The 16,686-nt window shown below is 57.6% G+C and carries 22 protein-coding genes and 2 pseudogenes; 6 read left to right on the plus strand and 18 right to left on the minus strand.

Going from position 1 to position 16,686, the window contains the following annotated elements; genetic code table 11:
- Positions 1-355: 355 nt before the first annotated feature.
- The 18 genes and pseudogenes from AB5Z09_RS01830 to ascN all read right to left on the minus strand — a co-directional run bounded on the left by AB5Z09_RS01830 (position 356) and on the right by ascN (position 13,262).
- Positions 356-880 (minus strand): hypothetical protein, encoded by a 525-nt coding sequence (locus tag AB5Z09_RS01830; RefSeq protein ID WP_368194506.1) that lies wholly within the window; start codon positions 878-880, stop codon positions 356-358.
- Between the two features lie 51 nt (positions 881-931).
- Positions 932-1,390, minus strand: a complete 459-nt coding sequence (locus AB5Z09_RS01835; protein WP_368194507.1) for a hypothetical protein — start codon at positions 1,388-1,390, stop codon at positions 932-934.
- A 27-nt stretch (positions 1,391-1,417) separates the two neighbouring features.
- Positions 1,418-1,957, minus strand: a complete 540-nt coding sequence (locus tag AB5Z09_RS01840) for an AAA family ATPase (RefSeq protein ID WP_368194508.1) — start codon at positions 1,955-1,957, stop codon at positions 1,418-1,420.
- A 157-nt stretch (positions 1,958-2,114) separates the two neighbouring features.
- Positions 2,115-2,594 (minus strand): hypothetical protein, encoded by a 480-nt coding sequence (locus AB5Z09_RS01845; RefSeq protein WP_368194509.1) that lies wholly within the window; start codon positions 2,592-2,594, stop codon positions 2,115-2,117.
- A gap of 191 nt (positions 2,595-2,785) precedes the next feature.
- Positions 2,786-3,502 carry a sugar isomerase domain-containing protein gene (locus AB5Z09_RS01850; protein ID WP_368194510.1) on the minus strand — a complete coding sequence of 239 codons (717 nt, stop codon included), beginning with the start codon at positions 3,500-3,502 and terminating at the stop codon, positions 2,786-2,788.
- Positions 3,503-3,558: 56 nt separating this feature from the next.
- The gene (locus AB5Z09_RS01855) at positions 3,559-4,017 is read right to left on the minus strand and encodes a hypothetical protein (RefSeq protein ID WP_368194511.1); all 459 of its coding nucleotides are present in this window, start codon (positions 4,015-4,017) and stop codon (positions 3,559-3,561) included.
- A gap of 357 nt (positions 4,018-4,374) precedes the next feature.
- Positions 4,375-4,638 (minus strand): hypothetical protein, encoded by a 264-nt coding sequence (locus tag AB5Z09_RS01860; protein WP_368194512.1) that lies wholly within the window; start codon positions 4,636-4,638, stop codon positions 4,375-4,377.
- Between the two features lie 204 nt (positions 4,639-4,842).
- A pseudogene (locus AB5Z09_RS01865) lies at positions 4,843-5,022 on the minus strand (Mal regulon transcriptional regulator MalI); the annotation flags it as partial.
- Between the two features lie 68 nt (positions 5,023-5,090).
- Positions 5,091-5,513, minus strand: a complete 423-nt coding sequence (locus AB5Z09_RS01870) for a hypothetical protein (protein WP_368194513.1) — start codon at positions 5,511-5,513, stop codon at positions 5,091-5,093.
- Positions 5,513-6,463 (minus strand): hypothetical protein, encoded by a 951-nt coding sequence (locus AB5Z09_RS01875; RefSeq protein WP_058055773.1) that lies wholly within the window; start codon positions 6,461-6,463, stop codon positions 5,513-5,515. Before AB5Z09_RS01875 ends, AB5Z09_RS01870 begins: the two co-directional genes overlap by 1 nt.
- Before the next feature lie 137 nt (positions 6,464-6,600).
- Positions 6,601-7,659 (minus strand): SctU family type III secretion system export apparatus subunit AscU, encoded by a 1,059-nt coding sequence (gene ascU / locus AB5Z09_RS01880; protein WP_368194514.1) that lies wholly within the window; start codon positions 7,657-7,659, stop codon positions 6,601-6,603.
- Complete coding sequence (gene ascT / locus AB5Z09_RS01885; protein WP_150997512.1) at positions 7,656-8,444, minus strand: SctT family type III secretion system export apparatus subunit AscT; 789 nt, start codon at positions 8,442-8,444, stop codon at positions 7,656-7,658. Before ascT ends, ascU begins: the two co-directional genes overlap by 4 nt.
- Positions 8,441-8,707, minus strand: a complete 267-nt coding sequence (gene ascS / locus AB5Z09_RS01890) for a SctS family type III secretion system export apparatus subunit AscS (RefSeq protein ID WP_005334586.1) — start codon at positions 8,705-8,707, stop codon at positions 8,441-8,443. The genes ascT and ascS overlap by 4 nt, the downstream gene beginning before the upstream one ends.
- A 1-nt stretch (position 8,708) precedes the next feature.
- Positions 8,709-9,362 (minus strand): SctR family type III secretion system export apparatus subunit AscR, encoded by a 654-nt coding sequence (ascR, locus tag AB5Z09_RS01895; protein ID WP_005334585.1) that lies wholly within the window; start codon positions 9,360-9,362, stop codon positions 8,709-8,711.
- Complete coding sequence (gene ascQ / locus AB5Z09_RS01900; protein WP_368194515.1) at positions 9,359-10,285, minus strand: SctQ family type III secretion system cytoplasmic ring protein AscQ; 927 nt, start codon at positions 10,283-10,285, stop codon at positions 9,359-9,361. Before ascQ ends, ascR begins: the two co-directional genes overlap by 4 nt.
- Entirely contained in the window at positions 10,282-10,839 is a 558-nt protein-coding gene (locus AB5Z09_RS01905; RefSeq protein WP_368194516.1) for a type III secretion system needle length determinant, read from the minus strand. The genes ascQ and AB5Z09_RS01905 overlap by 4 nt, the downstream gene beginning before the upstream one ends.
- A 642-nt stretch (positions 10,840-11,481) precedes the next feature.
- Positions 11,482-11,943 (minus strand): type III secretion system central stalk protein AscO, encoded by a 462-nt coding sequence (ascO, locus tag AB5Z09_RS01910; RefSeq protein WP_076491468.1) that lies wholly within the window; start codon positions 11,941-11,943, stop codon positions 11,482-11,484.
- Positions 11,940-13,262, minus strand: a complete 1,323-nt coding sequence (ascN, locus tag AB5Z09_RS01915) for a SctN family type III secretion system ATPase AscN (RefSeq protein ID WP_368194517.1) — start codon at positions 13,260-13,262, stop codon at positions 11,940-11,942. The genes ascO and ascN overlap by 4 nt, the downstream gene beginning before the upstream one ends.
- Positions 13,263-13,452: 190 nt before the next feature.
- On the opposite strand from ascN, the gene aopN reads away from it, so the two are divergent.
- The 6 genes and pseudogenes from aopN to ascV form a co-directional block, all read left to right on the plus strand.
- Positions 13,453-14,331 carry a SctW family type III secretion system gatekeeper subunit AopN gene (aopN, locus tag AB5Z09_RS01920; protein ID WP_042054058.1) on the plus strand — a complete coding sequence of 293 codons (879 nt, stop codon included), beginning with the start codon at positions 13,453-13,455 and terminating at the stop codon, positions 14,329-14,331.
- On the plus strand, positions 14,312-14,593 hold the full coding sequence (gene acr1, locus AB5Z09_RS01925; RefSeq protein WP_005334576.1) for a type III secretion system gatekeeper subunit Acr1: 282 nt from the start codon (positions 14,312-14,314) through the stop codon (positions 14,591-14,593). The genes aopN and acr1 overlap by 20 nt, the downstream gene beginning before the upstream one ends.
- The gene (acr2, locus tag AB5Z09_RS01930) at positions 14,590-14,961 is read left to right on the plus strand and encodes a SycN family type III secretion system chaperone Acr2 (protein WP_021229940.1); all 372 of its coding nucleotides are present in this window, start codon (positions 14,590-14,592) and stop codon (positions 14,959-14,961) included. The genes acr1 and acr2 overlap by 4 nt, the downstream gene beginning before the upstream one ends.
- On the plus strand, positions 14,958-15,323 hold the full coding sequence (gene ascX, locus AB5Z09_RS01935; protein WP_043821018.1) for a type III secretion system protein AscX: 366 nt from the start codon (positions 14,958-14,960) through the stop codon (positions 15,321-15,323). The genes acr2 and ascX overlap by 4 nt, the downstream gene beginning before the upstream one ends.
- Positions 15,320-15,670: a type III secretion system chaperone AscY gene (ascY, locus tag AB5Z09_RS01940; protein WP_152564614.1), complete on the plus strand. Its 351-nt coding sequence runs from the start codon at positions 15,320-15,322 to the stop codon at positions 15,668-15,670. Before ascX ends, ascY begins: the two co-directional genes overlap by 4 nt.
- A pseudogene (gene ascV, locus AB5Z09_RS01945) lies at positions 15,651-16,686 on the plus strand (SctV family type III secretion system export apparatus subunit AscV); the annotation flags it as partial. The gene ascY and the pseudogene ascV, both read left to right, overlap by 20 nt.

Raw genomic sequence — 16,686 nt, forward strand, 5'->3', positions numbered from 1 at the left:
AGTTTTTACTCAGCGGATGGGAGCACTCTTTCTATAAATTTGTGAGGTGAAAAACGGCGGCGGGATGTGAGCCAACGCACAGAAATGGTCCTGCTGGCGGGAATCGAGGGGCGGGAGCAGGGGAGGCGCGAGCAGAACAAGCTGGAGAAATGGGTTGCGCCATCGGTGTCAGACAGCCCACCACAACGGGCAAGAAAAACCACTGTCATAGACGCACCGTAGGGTGCAATGAACAAAGTGAATTGCACCGCCTGTTTGGGCAGGGAGGGTGGTGGCAAAGATAGAGGTGCAATGCGCTGCGCTTATTGCACCCTACTGGATTAAGATGACCGGATGAATACCTGAATACTCGAATCTATGGACTGTCTTGGAGCGTTTTTATAAGCGTGAGCTGGTTTTTATCAACAATGTAATAGTTTGTGTAATAAATAAAAGACTTTCCGTCTTGACTGTTTTCAACTTTAACCGTTGTGAGAAGGCTGCTATCAATTTTGGGTGATTCTATCCATTCTCCCACACGGATATCAGATTCATCATTTACATCATATGAGCTATAAGCATTAAATACCATATCAAGTACCTTGCCCGTGCGTTTGTTGACAAGAACTTGATCATAACAACCTGATGAACCACATCCCCAGCCTGTCAGTACATATTCACCTGCATATACTGGCTTTTGTGACAAGGCAGCGGTAAGTCGGGTTCGGAATGTTCTGGCTAATTCAGAGTCTAGTGAAAGTTTGGCTGGCTTACCTCTATATACAGGTGGTGCCGGGTAGTCTTCTGTCCGAGGTGGAACTTGAGATCCGGTTTCATTAGCAAATGAGATTTGGCTGGATAACCCGAGGAAAAACAATAAATAAATTGCGCGTGCTTTCATAATTTTTTTGTCTTGGTGTTCAACTGTTTATTTACACTAAGTTTTTAAAAGTCATTTAACTCTTAAACTTCTCAGCTCTTTATGTGGATTGTGTGGTAAGCAGTTAACGTATGCCTTAGCCGTATGATTATTGCCCATATCATCAACAATAGTGCAAGTCAGGTTACAAGGCCTACCAAGATCACGACGCCAGAAATGGTAGTGGTGTTGGTATTCTGCTTCAAATTCAGATGTTATTGTGACAGAAACTATCCAGTGGATAGGTATTTTCTTATTACATACTAATTTAGTAAGCAATTCTGAATATGATAGAGACATGAGCTTCAATTCATTTATATCTGGAGTTACGACTTTGGTAATCAAATCTATAGAAACGATTTTTGACTCTTCAGATTCAAGAGCTTTGTACATTTTCCCTAATCCCCAGTATCCATCTATATCATTGTTTCTACTCGCAAAAGAATTGATGATGCCTAATGCTACACATATTAACTCTGTTCTACGCCCCATATTTATCCTCTACAGGAACTAGCCACCTTAGTTGTGACCAGCGCTCAAACTCCAATGGCTAGTTACTAGTTGGTTAAGATAGAGATTTACCTCTGTGCGAGTCGTGAAACGGTGCTTGTCGTTTGGGAATCGATCAAACAGCTCGCGATGGAATTGGCGGGAGCTTTTACCGGCTCGCTGCCCATATTCAGATGCCCACACCAGCAGTTGTTGAAAGCTCTCTTCGGCTGCTACGGCATCCCGTTGCCTGGCACTTTGTGATCCGCGCGATAGCAGTGAATCACGGCATACCGACCAGTCGAGATCCAGAAAAAGCAGGGTATAGGCGGCATCAAGCAGTTGCTCGGCCAGGGCGCCAAATACCCCTTCGACCACCCATGAGCGCTCTTGAGCAAGTGTTTGGATGGCATGGTCAATCTCATGCTGGGACCGTTTTTGGTTAAAGCCGCCCGGCTGCCAGACAATGGTGTCCAGATTGACCTCGCGGATAGTTAACCCCTCAGCCAATCGAGCCGCCAACCAGCTCTTGCCCGATCCCGAGTTGCCAATAATCAGAATTCGTTTCATCTATGAGCTCTCTTTTTTGGAACAGATATCTGGAGGCTGGAAAGTAGAGATGATGACGTGAATGTCCGAATACGCTTCGCTATTCGAACCTACGGGCCATCAGGATTTATGGTCAAATTAGGTATCACCGCACATCTGCGTTATAGATAATTTTATTTTACTCATCAGCCATTAGATGGATTTCTATTTCGCCGATTAGATTTGATTTTTTGCGTCTGTACTCGTCGATAGCATAAATTTTATTTTCTTTATCTTTGGGTGGTACAGGTGTTTCTGGTAGCTCCTTAACCAAAGCAATGCATTCTTTTGCTACTAAATCCTTATCAGCTAAATCACAGATATTATCCATTAACTTTAGTATTTCATTTTGCGCATCATCAATTTTATCCACAATATCAGTGGCGAGCATAGCTCCTTTTGCTCCACGTTTAATGTTTTCCAATTTATTAAAAACTTTATGAATGGAGCCAATGATTCCAGTTCTAGCCTCCACTCTGATTACATCATGATGCTTTGCCTTAGTTTGATATAAAGATTCCGATATGATGGCATCCGATAGCCATTTTGCATCAGAGTACAGAAGTTGAAGGCCCTCTCTGAAGTCTTTATAAGAACTAATACCTTGAAGTAGAAGCATTAGTGTGCCAATTACAGTTACACGAGATTTTATTGAACCATCTTGAATGACTCTAACTGTTCATCGGTTTCCATACCTCTCGGCTCAACATGAATATAAGCCTGGCTAAGGATGTTCTTGTTTATATAATCTGCCACTATGTGATCTCAATTTTTGGTGATGGTTTAATTTCAAAAAATCTATATAGATATTTACATCGACTTCAATCGCCCTTGGAAATGGCGGTAAACATCATCGTTATTAAAGCCATCCACATTCTGGCTGGAGAAAATAAGCGGGGTGACTCCTTGTGCCAGTGCCAGTTTCTGCGCTTCGACAACCAGCGTATTGATCAGCACCATGCCGGAGATGGAGGAGAAGGCGCCGGTGACCCGATCATTGACTTCGCACAGGCCATCGCCCGGCGGCACGCAGTTGTCCAGTACCAGATCGGCCAGCTCCATCAGTTTCTGGCCAGAAGGGTGACGACTCGGGTTTTGCGCCGATTGCGCCACTGAGGTAATAGCGATCACCTTGTGGCCGCGCGCTCTGGCAAGCTGGGCCCACTCGATGGGCAGGGCGTTGCGACCCGAATTGGAGATGACCACCATCAGGTCACCCGGCGCAATCGGCTGCTCCTCCCACAGGATGGCGGCAAGCCCCGGCAGCTTCTCCAGCGCCGAGCTGCGCAGGGCACCATCGGCGGTGGTGACGGTGGAGTCGAGCACGGCGTTGATATTGCCAAGGCCACCGGCACGGATAAACCCCTCCAGCCCGACCATATGGGAGTGCCCGGTGCCCAGCATATGGATCATTTTGTTGTGGACGATGGCCTCGCTAAACCAGTGGGCCGCCTGCCGGATCCCGGCTTCGTTCTGGCTGACCATGGTAGCGATGCGCGTTTGCAGTTTTTCGACGTACTCAAACATAACGGCGGGATCCTTTTCTGTTGCCGGAGAGGGGCACCTCATCCTGTGAACGGGTTCTATTGAGTGACTCTTAAGATCCGCTGAGATTTATCAACCTGCTTGTTTAATTCTTTGAGCTTGTTAAGAGAGATTTGGTATTGACCATTTGAGGGCAGGGGTTTCCCGTCAAACTGCTGCCATACCAAGTTTCCCGGGCCATTAAAAATCTCTTCGAATGTACCGTTGGGAAGAATTTTGATGGCGATGGTGTGTTCTGGCTGGCTGCGGAAGGCGACTGATTTTGCCTGCGTGGCTTTGATTTCAACTTGCAGCCCGGATGGAGATAAAGCGTCATATCCCTTGTTTGATGCATTCATCAATTCTAACCCGTAAGCATCTGCAACCAGACATTCGCCAATACTGCCGACCATATGGCCATCGGGCGTAAAGAGTCGCCCCGGAAACATTTCTTCAAGCTCCTCTACTGTCGAGTAGAGCTGTTGTACCAATCTCTGGAATCGCTTGTGATCGATCATGTTTTTTACCGCTTTGATTGTTCAGTTTTGTCGGTCGGATTGTCGAAGCGTAATTGGACGGTCACGAGGAAATTATCGCTACATCCCATTTCTTGCTGGCACGCTACCGCCCCTGGACGACAGCCTCCACTCTGCTGCTGTTAACCGGCGATGTGGCGGGAGGGGATGGCGCTATGGTGGCCAGAGCGATCTCGGCAACGTCCCTCCCAATCCCGGTTGCCAAGTGAGCCATGGTAATCAAGGTGGGGGCAATGCAAAACCGGCAGCAGGTAAAAACCTGCCAAGGATCAACAAACTACTTGCTTGATAGCGGGAGTTTATTCGGTTGGTTGTGTGACGGATGACAGACTGGAGCCATCAATACTCCAGAAACTTCTTCCCGCACCGCTCGCAAATTAGATGTTTTACATGGGTGGTCTGGTAGGCCAGTGTTTCACCAAACGCCCAGTTGGTGATGCTGCTGGAAGTAAAGGCTTGCCAGAAGGCTTTGCGCGGATCCTTGGGCATGATGTCCTGGCTGTGATCGCGGGCGACCAGCACCACGATATGGCGGGTACGTTCCCTGCATTTGTCACAGCGATGGATTTCACTCGGCGGGTTCTGGTCGTGCGGGTGGCTCATAAATGGGCTCGTGAAGAGAGTGGACGCCCATCATATTCCTCTCCACTTGGCTCTCAATCTCTCCTTGCCGGCGCAGTGAGCAGCCTCACGTTTTGCGCTGCTGCAGGCTTGCCCAGCCAGCTCAGGCCGATGCCCGCTTTTGCGGTTTGCTGGTGAGCGGTGATGATATAGCGGGTGGGGTGAGCTCGGGCTTGTCCAGCCAGCTCAGGCTGACTCCCGTTTCTGCGGTTTACAGGTGAGCGGTGATGATATGGCGGGTGGGGCGAGCTCGGGTTGCTGCATCCTGGTCAGCAGTCGTCTCGCCGACTGTCGGCCGATTTCGCGGGCCGGTGAGCTGACAAAGGTGAGAGCGGGTGCAAGGTCAACTTGATGCAGATTTGAAAACATAACGGAGCCATCAGTGATGGCCCCGTTTTGTTTGCGCTGTTTTCCCTTATGAGCAGACGCCGATATCAGGCGCGAATGGTCGTCGGGATAGTGCAATTCTGGCGTGACATGGCTGGTTCGATTGCGGACTCGCTGAGCTCGGTAGCTGCTAGCGCTGTGTCTTGGGTCAGGGCCTCGGCCTGATGCAGCATGCGGCTGACCATATCGGTCAGGAGATCCACATCCAGCTTGTCCAGCCACTCGCGACACCAGAGCAGGGTGCTCTGCTCGCTACCACGACTGAGTTGCAGCACCGGCCAGTCGGCCATGGCAGCGAGGGAGGGGGTCTGGATATCCCCCAGCGGGATAAACAGGGTCACCAGTTGATCCCGCTCGCGAATATGAAGGCTGAAGGGGCCCGCCTGCAGATCCAGCCCCTCTTCGTGCAGGCACTCCTGCGGCAGGGATAGCTGGCGAACGAGGGTTGATAGCATGGCATGGAACATCATTAATCCTCCCGATGGGTGTTATCAAAGACCGACTCTGTGGGCGGCCACAGGTTGGCGATAGGGGGGCGGGCAGGGGTACCGACCAGTGGCGCCCCTATGGTGGCGGCCCAAGGGTCGACCACTTTGGCGTGTGGCCCCCAGCTTTCCGGCTTGGTGAGTTCACTCCCTTCGGCGCGGCCAATCACCACAAAGCAGTGGGTCTGGGCGTGACCCTGTGCGCCACGATGGGCCAGCACTTCGATCCGCTGGTCACTGTTGTGGCGCAGCAGTTCGGCCGCCGCCGAATAGGCCAGGGTCGAGCAGCAACCGGCCTTGGCGTCATCCACCGCCTTGGCGATGTTTTCCATGGTACGTAACGAGAGTGGCTGCTTGTTTCTGGTGATCTGGATGGCGGCCATATTGGCGCTGTTGTTGGCGCGCTGGTTAGCTGCCAGGCGCTGGGGATCCTGCCCGAAGGCGTTGAGTTTGCCGATGATCTTCTGATAGCTCGGGTTATTGGGCTGGACAAAGGTCTGGGCGTCGGTGCAGGCGTAGCTGCCCAGTTTTTCCAGTCCGGCCATGCTCTTTTGCAGCAGGGCCTGGGTGCCACCCGCCATCACTTTCGGTTCATGTCGCGGGGCGGCTCTGGTGATGGCCCCCTGTTCTGCCAGCGCCTGCTTCAGTTCAGTCAGACGAGCGCCGCGTGCAGCCACTTCTTTGGGGTGGTGCTGCTCCCAGTGCTGGATCGCATCCTGCACCCGTTGCGCTTTGCCGCTATCGGGGGCGCTTTGCAACTGGCGCAGGGCGCTGATGACCTGTTTGAGATCGCTGCTCTGGAAGTGGCCGATGCCGCGCTTGACGGATTGTTCGAACAGCTTGTTACCCTTGGCCAGCAGCGGGCTGGCCTCTGTTTGCTGGGGCGATGCTGGGCGGTTGAGGTGAATGTGTCCACCGATTGCTGGTAAGGCCATGATGTGATTCCCGACAGGGTTGACGATAAGGGGATGATACCGAGCCGTGACGGCGCGCTATATCGGGGAGCGGTCGGGGATTTGTCAGTTTTTCGCGTGTTGCGCAGTTTGTTTGGCCAGGCGGGCAGCGTACTGCCCTACCACTGTGGCCCTTCGCTCTGGCGCCACTGCTCCAGCCAGCGCAGAACCTCGGCGGTTGCCTCAATCTGGTCGGCGGGAATGTAGTTGTTGAGCTGGGCATCCCGATAGAGGGCACGGGCCAGTGGAATGCGTTGCAGCACAGGTATCCCCTCCTCTTCGGCAATCTTGCGTACCTGCAGCGCCTGGGCATCGGTGAACTTGAGGGTCACCATCGGCAGCGGGGTTTCTCCCCGCTCGTAGCGGATACCGATGGCGATATGGGTCGGGTTGGCGACGATGACCGAGGAGCGCTTGACGTCGGCGCGCATGTTGCTCGACTGCAACTCCTGATGGAACTGGCGGCGTTTGCTCTTGATCTCGGGGCTCCCCTCCATCTCCTTGTACTCCCGCTTCACCTCGTCCTTGCTCATCTTGAGCTGCTTGATGTGCTGGTAGTGTTCGAAGGCGTAGTCAGCGATGGCGATCACTACAAAGCCCATGGCGCAAACCACCATCAGCTGGCCCAGCATGCCCCCCAGCACCGGAGTGATACAGCTCATGCCACAGCCGGGCAACTGGAGCATCGCTTGCAGATTGCCCTTTATGGTGACCCACACCAAGAGGCTCAGGAGACTCACCTTGAGCAGTGATTTGACGAACTCCATCAGGCTCTTGATGGAGAAGATCTTCTTGGCCCCCTCCACCGGATTGATCTTTTTGATGTCGGGCTTGATGGACTCGCCGCTCAGCAAAAAACCGTACTGTGCGAAGTGGGAGGCGAGTACCACCAGCACCGCGACCGCGAGGAGTGGAATGCAGAGATAGGCCATCTCCTGCATCAGGTTCTCCACCACATGGTTGAGCGCCTGGGTAAAGGGGAGGTTGATGTGGGACTCCGGGATCATCATCAGCTTGCCCAGATGTTCGAGGTAGTAGTCGGACATCGCCATCAGCATGCCTACCAGACTGAGGATGATGGCGGTGGAGACCACCTCCTTGCTCTTGACCACTTGCCCCTTCTGGCGGGCATCCCGCAACTTTTTGGGGGTGGGTTGTTCGGTCTTCTCGCCGCTCATCGCGCCTCCAGAATGGGGATCAGCAGTTGCAGCGGATCCATCACCGCCAGCACCTGTTGATAGGCGTGGTCCATCATCAGCTTGATATAGATGACCAGCAGCAGGCTGGCGACGGCGCTTTTTATCGGCATCGCCAGCACGAAGACGTTAAGTGAAGGGGCGAAGCGGCTGATCAGCGCCAGCCCGAATTCGGCCAGAAACATGGCGATCAAGAGCGGCGCCGCCAGCAAAGCGCAGAGCAGCAACATATGGCTGAACTGGCCGTAGAAAAAGTTGACCCACTGCTCGTCGATGGTGGGGAAAAAGTGCGCCACTGGCCAGCTGATATAGCTCTGGAACAGGGCGGCCAGCAGGGCGAGAAAGGCGCCGCTGGCAAAGAAGAGGGTGATCAGGGTCTGGGTCAGCAGCAGGCCGGTGGGACTGGTCTGGCTGCCGAGACTCGGGTTGAACAGGGAGCCCATGGCGGCGCCGCGCTGGTTGTCGATCAGAAACCCGCTCGCCTCGATAGCCCAGAAGGGGATGGCGGCGACAAAGCCGATCAGCAGGCCGAGCAGCACCTCCTTGGCGATCAGCATGGCCAGCGCCATGCCGTCGATCTGATCCGGCAAGGTGTCGGCGACTGTGGGGTAGGCGTAGAGCGCCAGCGAGCAGACCACGCCGTTGCGGATCATCGCCCCCCCCAGCATCTGTTTGCTCAGCACCGGCAGCATCACGAAGCAGCTGATAAAACGCGGCAGCAGCAGGGTATAGGCCAGCATCTGGGCCTGCAGGCTCTCCAGCGTCATTGGATCTGCGGCACCTTGAACAGCACCATGTCGGCAAAGCTGTAGAGCTCGTTCCCCAGCCAGGCGGTGGTGGCAAACAGGGTGATCACCACGGCGATCAGCTTGGCGACAAAGCCCAGGGTCTGCTCCTGGATCTGGGTCAGTGCCTGCAGCAAAGAGACAAGGGTGCCCACCAGCGCCGCCACCAGCACAGGTGGCATCGAGAGGATCAGCACCAGCCAGAGCGCCTGGCTGGTGAAGTGAAGGATATCGGCGTGACTCATGCTAGCCTCCGTAACTGATGACCAGCCCGTGGGTCAGGCGGGCCCAGCCATCGAGCAGCACAAACAGCAGCAGCTTGAAGGGCAGCGAGATGGTCATGGGGGAGACCATCATCATCCCCATCGCCAGCAAGATGTTGGAGATGATGAGGTCGATGGCGATAAAGGGCAGGTAGATCAGAAAGCCGATTTCGAAGGCGCGGCTCAGCTCGCTCACGGTAAAGGCGGGCAGCAGGATCAGCAGGCTGTCGGGCTCCAGCCGGTCGGCATATTTGCTGGGCCAGAGTTGCTTGGTGCTGTCGATAAAGAAGGCGTGCTCTCGTGGTTTGATCTGCTTTTTCAAAAAGTCGCGGTAGGGGGCAATCCCCTCATCGAGGAACTTCTCCACCGATTCGGCTTTCGCCAGCGACACCTCGTTCTGGCGCAGGTAATCCTGGGTGGCAAAGCCGACCGGCGCCATCACATAAATGCTGAGAATGATCGCCAGCCCGTACATCGCCATGTTGGGGGGGATCTGCTGCACCCCGAGGGCGTTGCGCAGCAGCGAGAAGACCACCGCCAGCTTGACGAAGGAGGTGGCCATCACGGCGATAAAGGGGAGCAGAGCCAGCAGCGCCAGCCCGACGATCAGGTTTAGCTCGTCTGGCAATTGGATCATGACTGTGACTCGTTGTCGAGGCGTTCGACCCGTACTCCCAGGCGACCCTGGATCTCCACCAGTCGGCCCACTCCCAGCGAATGGCCGTTGCTGATGATGCGCACTTCGCCATCGAGGGGCGTGCCAAGATCGATCAGGGCGCCCGGTTGCAGGCTGGTGAGGGTATGCCAGTCCAGCGTCTGGCGGCCCACTTCGAAGCTAACCTGGATCGGCAGTTGATCCAGTTCGGTCGGGCCGAAGGGTTCAGCGGAGGCAGCATTATGCATGGCAGTCAATTCCAGATGTTGTTGATGGGGTTGGCAGTAGGCAAAGGGTCGACCCTCCACGCAGATCAGCAGTTGTTGGCCGAGTTGCGGATGGGGTGGCGGCAGCAGCACATCACCGATAGCGAGGGTGGCGAGCTCATCCATGGTCAGCCCCATCTCGCCCCATAGCAGGGAGAGGGTGAGGGGCAACGGCAGCCGCTGCTGCTGTGGTCGTGGTGGCAGCTTGCTCAGCAAGGGCTCGGGCTGCGGCAGCCAGAGAGCGAGACTGGCCCCCTCCCGTTGCAACAGCAGTTGCAGGGCGGGCTCATCGGTCTGAACATTACTCTCCGGTCGGGTCAGCGCCGAGCAGGTGAGGCCACCGAGGGGTTGTCCCAGCCGTTCGATCAACGCCAGTTGCAGCGGCTCGGGCAGACTGAACAGCGCCGCCTGTTGTAGATCCGGCGCCAGCCATTGCGCCAGCTCGGCGCCGTGGCACAACAGCGGCAAAGAGAGCCCCTGCCACTGCAGTTGCAGCCGGGTATCGAGTGTCGCAGGCAGCAAACCGATGACGAGGAGAAGCTCGCCGCCACTCCAGCCAAAGTGCTGGCGGTATTGGCTCAGGGTCTGCTGTAAAGTCAACTCCGCCAGCGAGGCGGAGCTGAGGGTAATAGGTGTCATGCGTCGGCATCCCACTCTTCGTAGATGGATCGTTTATGGCGCGAACCCTGTTCACTGCCGGGCTGGCCGAAGAGATCGAGGGCGACCCGCTCGCCGGGATAGAGCCGTTGCAGGCGGTCGACCAGATCGCTGCGCCCCTGATTGAGCAGCAGCTCACCTTGCGCCGTGGCGAGGATCTCGATCTGCAGCTCGCCATGGTGGTGAGCGATGCGAATGGAGAGATCGCCCAGCTGTGGCAACGTCAGGCGCAGCAGCGGCGGGCGCTCCGGGCGGCCCAGCTCCTGATAGATATCAACCGCCAGTCGCTCCAGCAGTTGACCCAGCTCCCGATTATTCTCGGCAGGTGCCAACCGGGCGAGCTGCAGATCCCCGGGGGTTTTCACCTGTGGGGGGATCGGTTGACCGCTGGCTTCGGGCATCTCGTCGTTCAGAGTGAGCGCATTGAAGTCAGTGTCGCTGTTGGAGACCTTTTGTTCGGCGAATTCGAAGACTTGGGCAAGAGAGGCTTCACCTTGTTGAAGGGTGGCTTGATCTGAGCTCAGCGGCAGCTCCATACCGGCTGCGATCCCGATTGTTTGTAGATCATGTTGTCGCGAGTCACTCTCTCTTTGCTCGGGGTTGGGCAAGGGCTCTTTCATCAAAGAGGGTATCGCTGACAGAGCGCTCTCTGGTGCCCAATCTCCAGCGCCCTCGAGGAGGGGGCGAGGGGCCGGTGTATTCAACATTGATGAAGGCACTGAACAGGCGTTTTCCGGGGCGGGTAGCGCCACATCTCTGGTTCCGCCCTCGTGCACGTTGACTTGTGCATCCCGCACTTGCTGCGATCTTTTGCTCTCGATTTCCTTCTGGTCACGTTCGGTCACCTCCGGGAAGGTGGATAAACCGGATGCCTTTCTTGTGATGAGCTGTTGTGTCTGTAAATGCTTTGGCTGGCTGTGAGAAGCAGCAATATCAGACTGCCGGACAGTATCGGCTGCCTGTTTTTTTTGCTGCTGCGTCTGTAATAGTTGCTGAGGCCGAGGCTCCTGGGTCTTGCTCTGGCCATTCGCCCTGTACTTGTCGGGTGCCTTTTGATCCGATTCAAGCCGCATCGCCTGCTCAAAACGCTGTTGTTGCGATCGATTGGCTTCAGCTATCTGGGTGTCGCCCCGGGCTGTCACTGTGTCCTGTATCGGGAGGATTCGGTTCATGAGTCGTTACATCCTGATCTGCTGGCGGAACTCTTCCTGTTCCTGCTCTTCGTTGTAGTCACGCAGGGCTTGCTGTGAGGCCTGCTCCTGACGGTGTAGTTCGGCAAATTTCTGTTGCTGCTGGCGGGCCCGGTGTACCGCCTGCTGGCGCTCCTGCAAGCGGATGCGCTCTTCGGCGACCCGCTCGGTCTGCTCGGCGGCAGTTTGTTCAAGCTGGGCCTCTTTCTCCCGCAGCAGCGACACTTGCTGTTGCCACGCCTTGAGCCCCTTGCGATCGAGTTGCTCCGCCTGACAGATGGCAAATAGCCGCTCCTCTTCGGCAAGGCGCCACTTGCGGTAGTCGAGACTCTCCTGCTCCGCTTCGTGTTGGCGAACGCGGGCGAGTTGCACCCGAGCCTGCTGGGCGGCGAGCTGCTGCTCGGCCCGATCCAGCCGCAGGTCTTTTATTCGTTGCAGGCGGCCAATCATCGGGTCAGCGCCTCCAGGGTCGAGAGGGCTTCCGGCAGTGAGCTGGGTTCATGGGTGCCTTGCCTGAGCCACTGGCGAATAGTCTCGATGCGGGCGATCGCCTCGTCGGCCACCTTGTCCTGCCCTTTCTGGTATTCGCCTATCTGCAGCAACAGCTCCACCTCTTCATATTTCGCCAGCCAGCTGCGTAGTCGACCGGCCTGAGCCTGATGCTCGGGCTCGATGATCTGGTTCATCACCCGGCTAGCGGAGCGCAGTATATCGATGGCCGGATAGTGGTTGGCCGCCGCCAGTTTGCGCGAGAGGATGATGTGGCCATCGAGGATGGAGCGGGTCTCGTCGGCTACCGGCTCTGTCATGTCATCCCCCTCTACCAGCACGGTATAGAGGGCGGTGATAGAGCCCTTGTCTGACTGACCGGCCCGCTCCATCAGGCGGGGCAGGGCGGCAAACACCGACGGCGGATAGCCCCGTCGGGTTGGTGGCTCGCCAGCGGCCAGACCAATCTCCCGCTGGGCACGGGCAAAACGGGTGACGGAGTCCATCAGCAGCAGTACCCGCTTGCCCTGATCCCGGAAATACTCGGCGATGGAGGTGGCGACAAAGCCCGCCTTGGCCCGCTCCATGGCGGGGCGATCCGAAGTAGCCACTACCAGTACCGCCTTCTTGAGCCCCTCTTCCCCCAGGTCTGCTTCGATAAATTCGCGCACCTCACGGCCCCGTTCACCGATCAGCGCCAGCACGGTGACATCTACCTCGGCGCTGCGAATAAGCGACGCCAGCAGGGTGCTCTTGCCACCACCTGCGGCGGCGAAGATCCCCATCCGTTGCCCCTCACCGCAGGTGAGCAGGCCATCGATGGCGCGAATGCCCAGCGAAATGGGTTGCTCAATCCGCTTGCGGCTCATGGGAGCGGGCGCATCCCGATAGACCGGATACCAGGCCTCGGGCTCTGGCAGATGGCCACCGCCAAAGGGGTTGCCGAGGCCATCGAGCACCTGGCCGAGCAGATGCTCGCCGACCCCGACCTGATGCATGGCTCCGGTCGGGCTTACCTCGGTGTTGGAGGAGATGCCAAACATTTCGCCAAGGGGGGTGAGCAGCGCCTGATGCTGGGCAAAGCCGATCACCTCAGCCTGCAGGGAGAGGGTGTTGTCGGGGTTGCGCAGATGGCATAGCTCACCGATCCGCACCCCGGGGACGACTGCCTTGAGCAGGGTGCCGGTCACCTGGGTAACCCGGCCACGGATCTGGATCAGGCGGCACTCGTCGATGGCGTGACGAAGCTGGTCGGGGATGTGGTCGAGGGAGAGGGTCATAACAATCTGTGCCATTGAAACTGGCGGCCACTATAGGGGATGGGGGGGCTACGGGGATTTCAGCGCGAGTCGGGACTTTTTAGAAAACCGTTGGGGGCGGGCTAAAAATTCACGGCCGATTTTGGCATAGGGAGGCGAGGGCGATTTTTATAATGCCATCCTCGTCAATCCATTCGTCACGGGAGTTTCCATGGCCATTATCCAGAGCAACCCCTATGCCCCTGCCGCCCAGCCCGAGCTGCGCGGAGCAGAGGTCGCATCTCGTCAGGCTCCCCTGCAGGGAGGACAGTTTCAGGGGGAGCGGGTCGTGCTGGCCAGTGCCGCTCAGTCGCTGGCCGATGCCGCCGAAGAGCTCACCTTTGTCTTTTCCGAGCGCGCTGAGCTTTCGCTCGCCAAGCGCAAGCTGAGTGACAGCCATGCCCGCATCAGCGAGATCGAGGCGCTGGTCGGGGACTACCTCGACAAAGTGCCGGAGCTCGAACGCCAGCAGAAGATCAAGGAGATGGTGAGCCACCTCGGCAGCGGTCGGCTGGCCAATCTCTCCCAGCTGCTGGCCTACCTCGAGAGCTATTCGGGGGAGGTGAGCGAGCAGTTCGAGGCGCTCTGCCAAGCGCGCAAGGCCCTCGCCGGACGACCGGAGATGCAGGGCACCCTGGCGCTGGTGGAGCAGGCGCTGGCCAAGCTGGCGGACGAGCAGGGCAGTGCCATCGTGCTGGGGGCGCGCATTACCGGCCCCGCGGCCGAAGCGGCCAAAGCTGGCGTGGGAGCCGAGCAGGATCTGCGGGATCTCTATCGCGATGCGGTGCAGGACTACCGTGCCCTTTCTGCCGCCTGGCGCGATATTCACAGTCGCTTTGGCAACGGAGCGCTGGAGAAGGTGACCGGCTTCATGATGAAGGCCCTGAGCGCCGATCTCGACAGCCAGCAGCGCTGGCTCGACCCGGTCAAGCTGGAACGGGTGATGAGCGACATGCACAAGCTGCGGCTGCTCAACACTCTCTCGGCGCAAGTGGACGAGCTGTGGCAACGGGTGAAGGAGGGCTCGGCCCATGGCATACGGGCCTTCTGATCTGATGGGCGATCTGATCGCCCTGGTGGAGAAACGCTGGGCCAGCGTGCGGGATGTGGAGCAAGTCGGTGTGGCTCTTGAGCTGTCAGATTGTCGCCAGCAGGTGCTGCTCTATCAAGAGCTCAAGCGGCTGATCCGCCTGCTGCCGGTGGAGCTGTTCAGTGAGGAGGAGCAGCGCCAGAACCTGTTGCAGTGCTGTCAGGGGGCGCTCGATAACGCCATCGAGCGGGAAGAGGATGAGTTGTCTGGAGAGTCGTCATGAACTGGATTGAACCCCTGCTGGTGCAGTTTTGCCAAGATCTGGGCATCACCATAGGGGATAACCCCCATTCGCTGATCCAGCTTGAACTGGAGCAGAGCGGCACTCTGCAACTGGAGCGCCATCAGGGGCAACTGACCCTCTGGTTGGCCCGCGCTGTGCCCTGGCATCAGAGTGGCGAGGCGATCCGCCGCGCCATGACCTTGACCGCCGCGGCGCAAGGTCCGGCACTGCCGGTGCGCAGCGGCTGGTTGGGGGAGGATCAGCTTATCCTCTTCGTCACTCTCGATGAGCGGGCCGTGACTCTGCCCCAGCTCCATCAGGCAGTGACCACCCTGACTCGGCTGCAGCGAGAGGTGCTGGCGTCATGAGCCGGATCACTGCCGCGCATATCGGTATCGAGCAGCTCAGCGCCATCTCTCTTGACGATCAGGAGCGAAGCCTGCCGGGGCGTTATGCCCTGTTGCCCGATGGCCAGTCCATCGAACCCCATATCAGCCGCCTCTACCCCGAGCGGCTGGCGGATCGGGCGCTGCTCGATTTCGCCACCCCGGATCGCGGCTTTCACGACTTGCTGCGACCGGTTGATTTCAATCAGGCGATGCAGGGGCTGCGCAGTGTGCTGGCTGAGGGGCAGAGCCCAGAATTGCGAGCGGCTGCCGCGCTGCTCGAACAGATGCACACCGATGAACAACTGATGCAGATGACCCTTCATCTGCTGCACAAGGTATGACCATGGTGCTTACGTCACAGCAGCAGGATGCGCTGCTGCTCACCGGCTGGTTGCAACTGCAATATGGCCACCCTGACAAGGCGTGTGTCCTGCTGGCCGCCCTGCTGCAGATCCACCCCGACCATCAGGGAGGGCGACGGACCCTGCTGGTGGCCCTGCTCAAACAGGGGGAGGGGGAGGCGGCGCTGGCCCATGTCGATCAGCTGATGCAGCAAGGGGAGGCCGACGGCCCGCTCTGGCTCTGTCGCAGCCGGGCCTGCCAGTTGGCAGGGCGGCTGGATGAAGCCCGTTTTGCCTATCAACAATACCTCGAACTGGAAGAGCAGAATGAATCAACGCTCCCTTGAGCTGCTGCGCCGGATAGGCGAGCGCAAGGACATCATGCTGGCGATCCTGCTGCTGGCCATCGTCTTTATGATGGTCTTGCCGCTGCCGCCGGTGGCCCTCGATATCCTGATTGCCATCAACATGACCATCTCAGTGGTACTGCTGATGATGGCGGTTTATATCAATTCGCCGCTGCAGTTCTCCGCCTTTCCGGCGGTGCTGCTGATCACCACCCTGTTCCGGCTTGCCTTGTCGGTGAGCACCACCCGGATGATCCTGCTGCAGGCCGATGCGGGGCAGATTGTCTACACCTTCGGCAACTTCGTGGTGGGGGGCAATCTGGTGGTGGGGATCGTCATCTTCCTCATCATCACCATCGTCCAGTTTCTGGTGATCACCAAGGGCTCGGAGCGGGTCGCCGAGGTGAGTGCCCGCTTCTCCCTTGATGCCATGCCGGGCAAGCAGATGAGTATCGATGGTGACATGCGCGCCGGGGTGATCGACGTGCACGAGGCGCGGGATCGTCGCGGCGTCATCGAGAAGGAGAGCCAGATGTTCGGCTCCATGGATGGCGCCATGAAGTTCGTGAAAGGGGACGCCATAGCGGGCCTCATCATCATCTTCGTCAACATCCTCGGCGGCGTCACCATCGGGGTGACCCAGAAGGGGTTATCCGCTGCCGATGCGCTGCAGCTCTACTCCATCCTGACGGTGGGTGATGGCATGGTCTCCCAGGTGCCGGCGCTGCTGATCGCCATCACCGCGGGGATTATCGTCACCCGGGTCTCCTCCGAAGAGTCTTCCGATCTGGGTACCGATATCGGCGCCCAGGTGGTGGCCCAGCCCAAGGCGCTGCTGATAGGTGGTCTGCTGCTGGTGCTGTTTGGGTTGATCCCGGGCTTCCCGATGATCACCTTCTTTGCGCTGGCGGCCATCGTCACGGCAGGCGGTTATTTTATCGGCTTGCGTCAGCGCAAGGCGCAGAGCAGCAACAGTCAGGATCTTCCTGCCGTCCTAGCACAGGGGGCGGGAGCCC

This window comes from Aeromonas sp. R2-2, assembly GCF_040908355.1.
In the GTDB taxonomy this organism is placed as follows: Bacteria; Pseudomonadota; Gammaproteobacteria; order Enterobacterales; family Aeromonadaceae; genus Aeromonas; species Aeromonas veronii.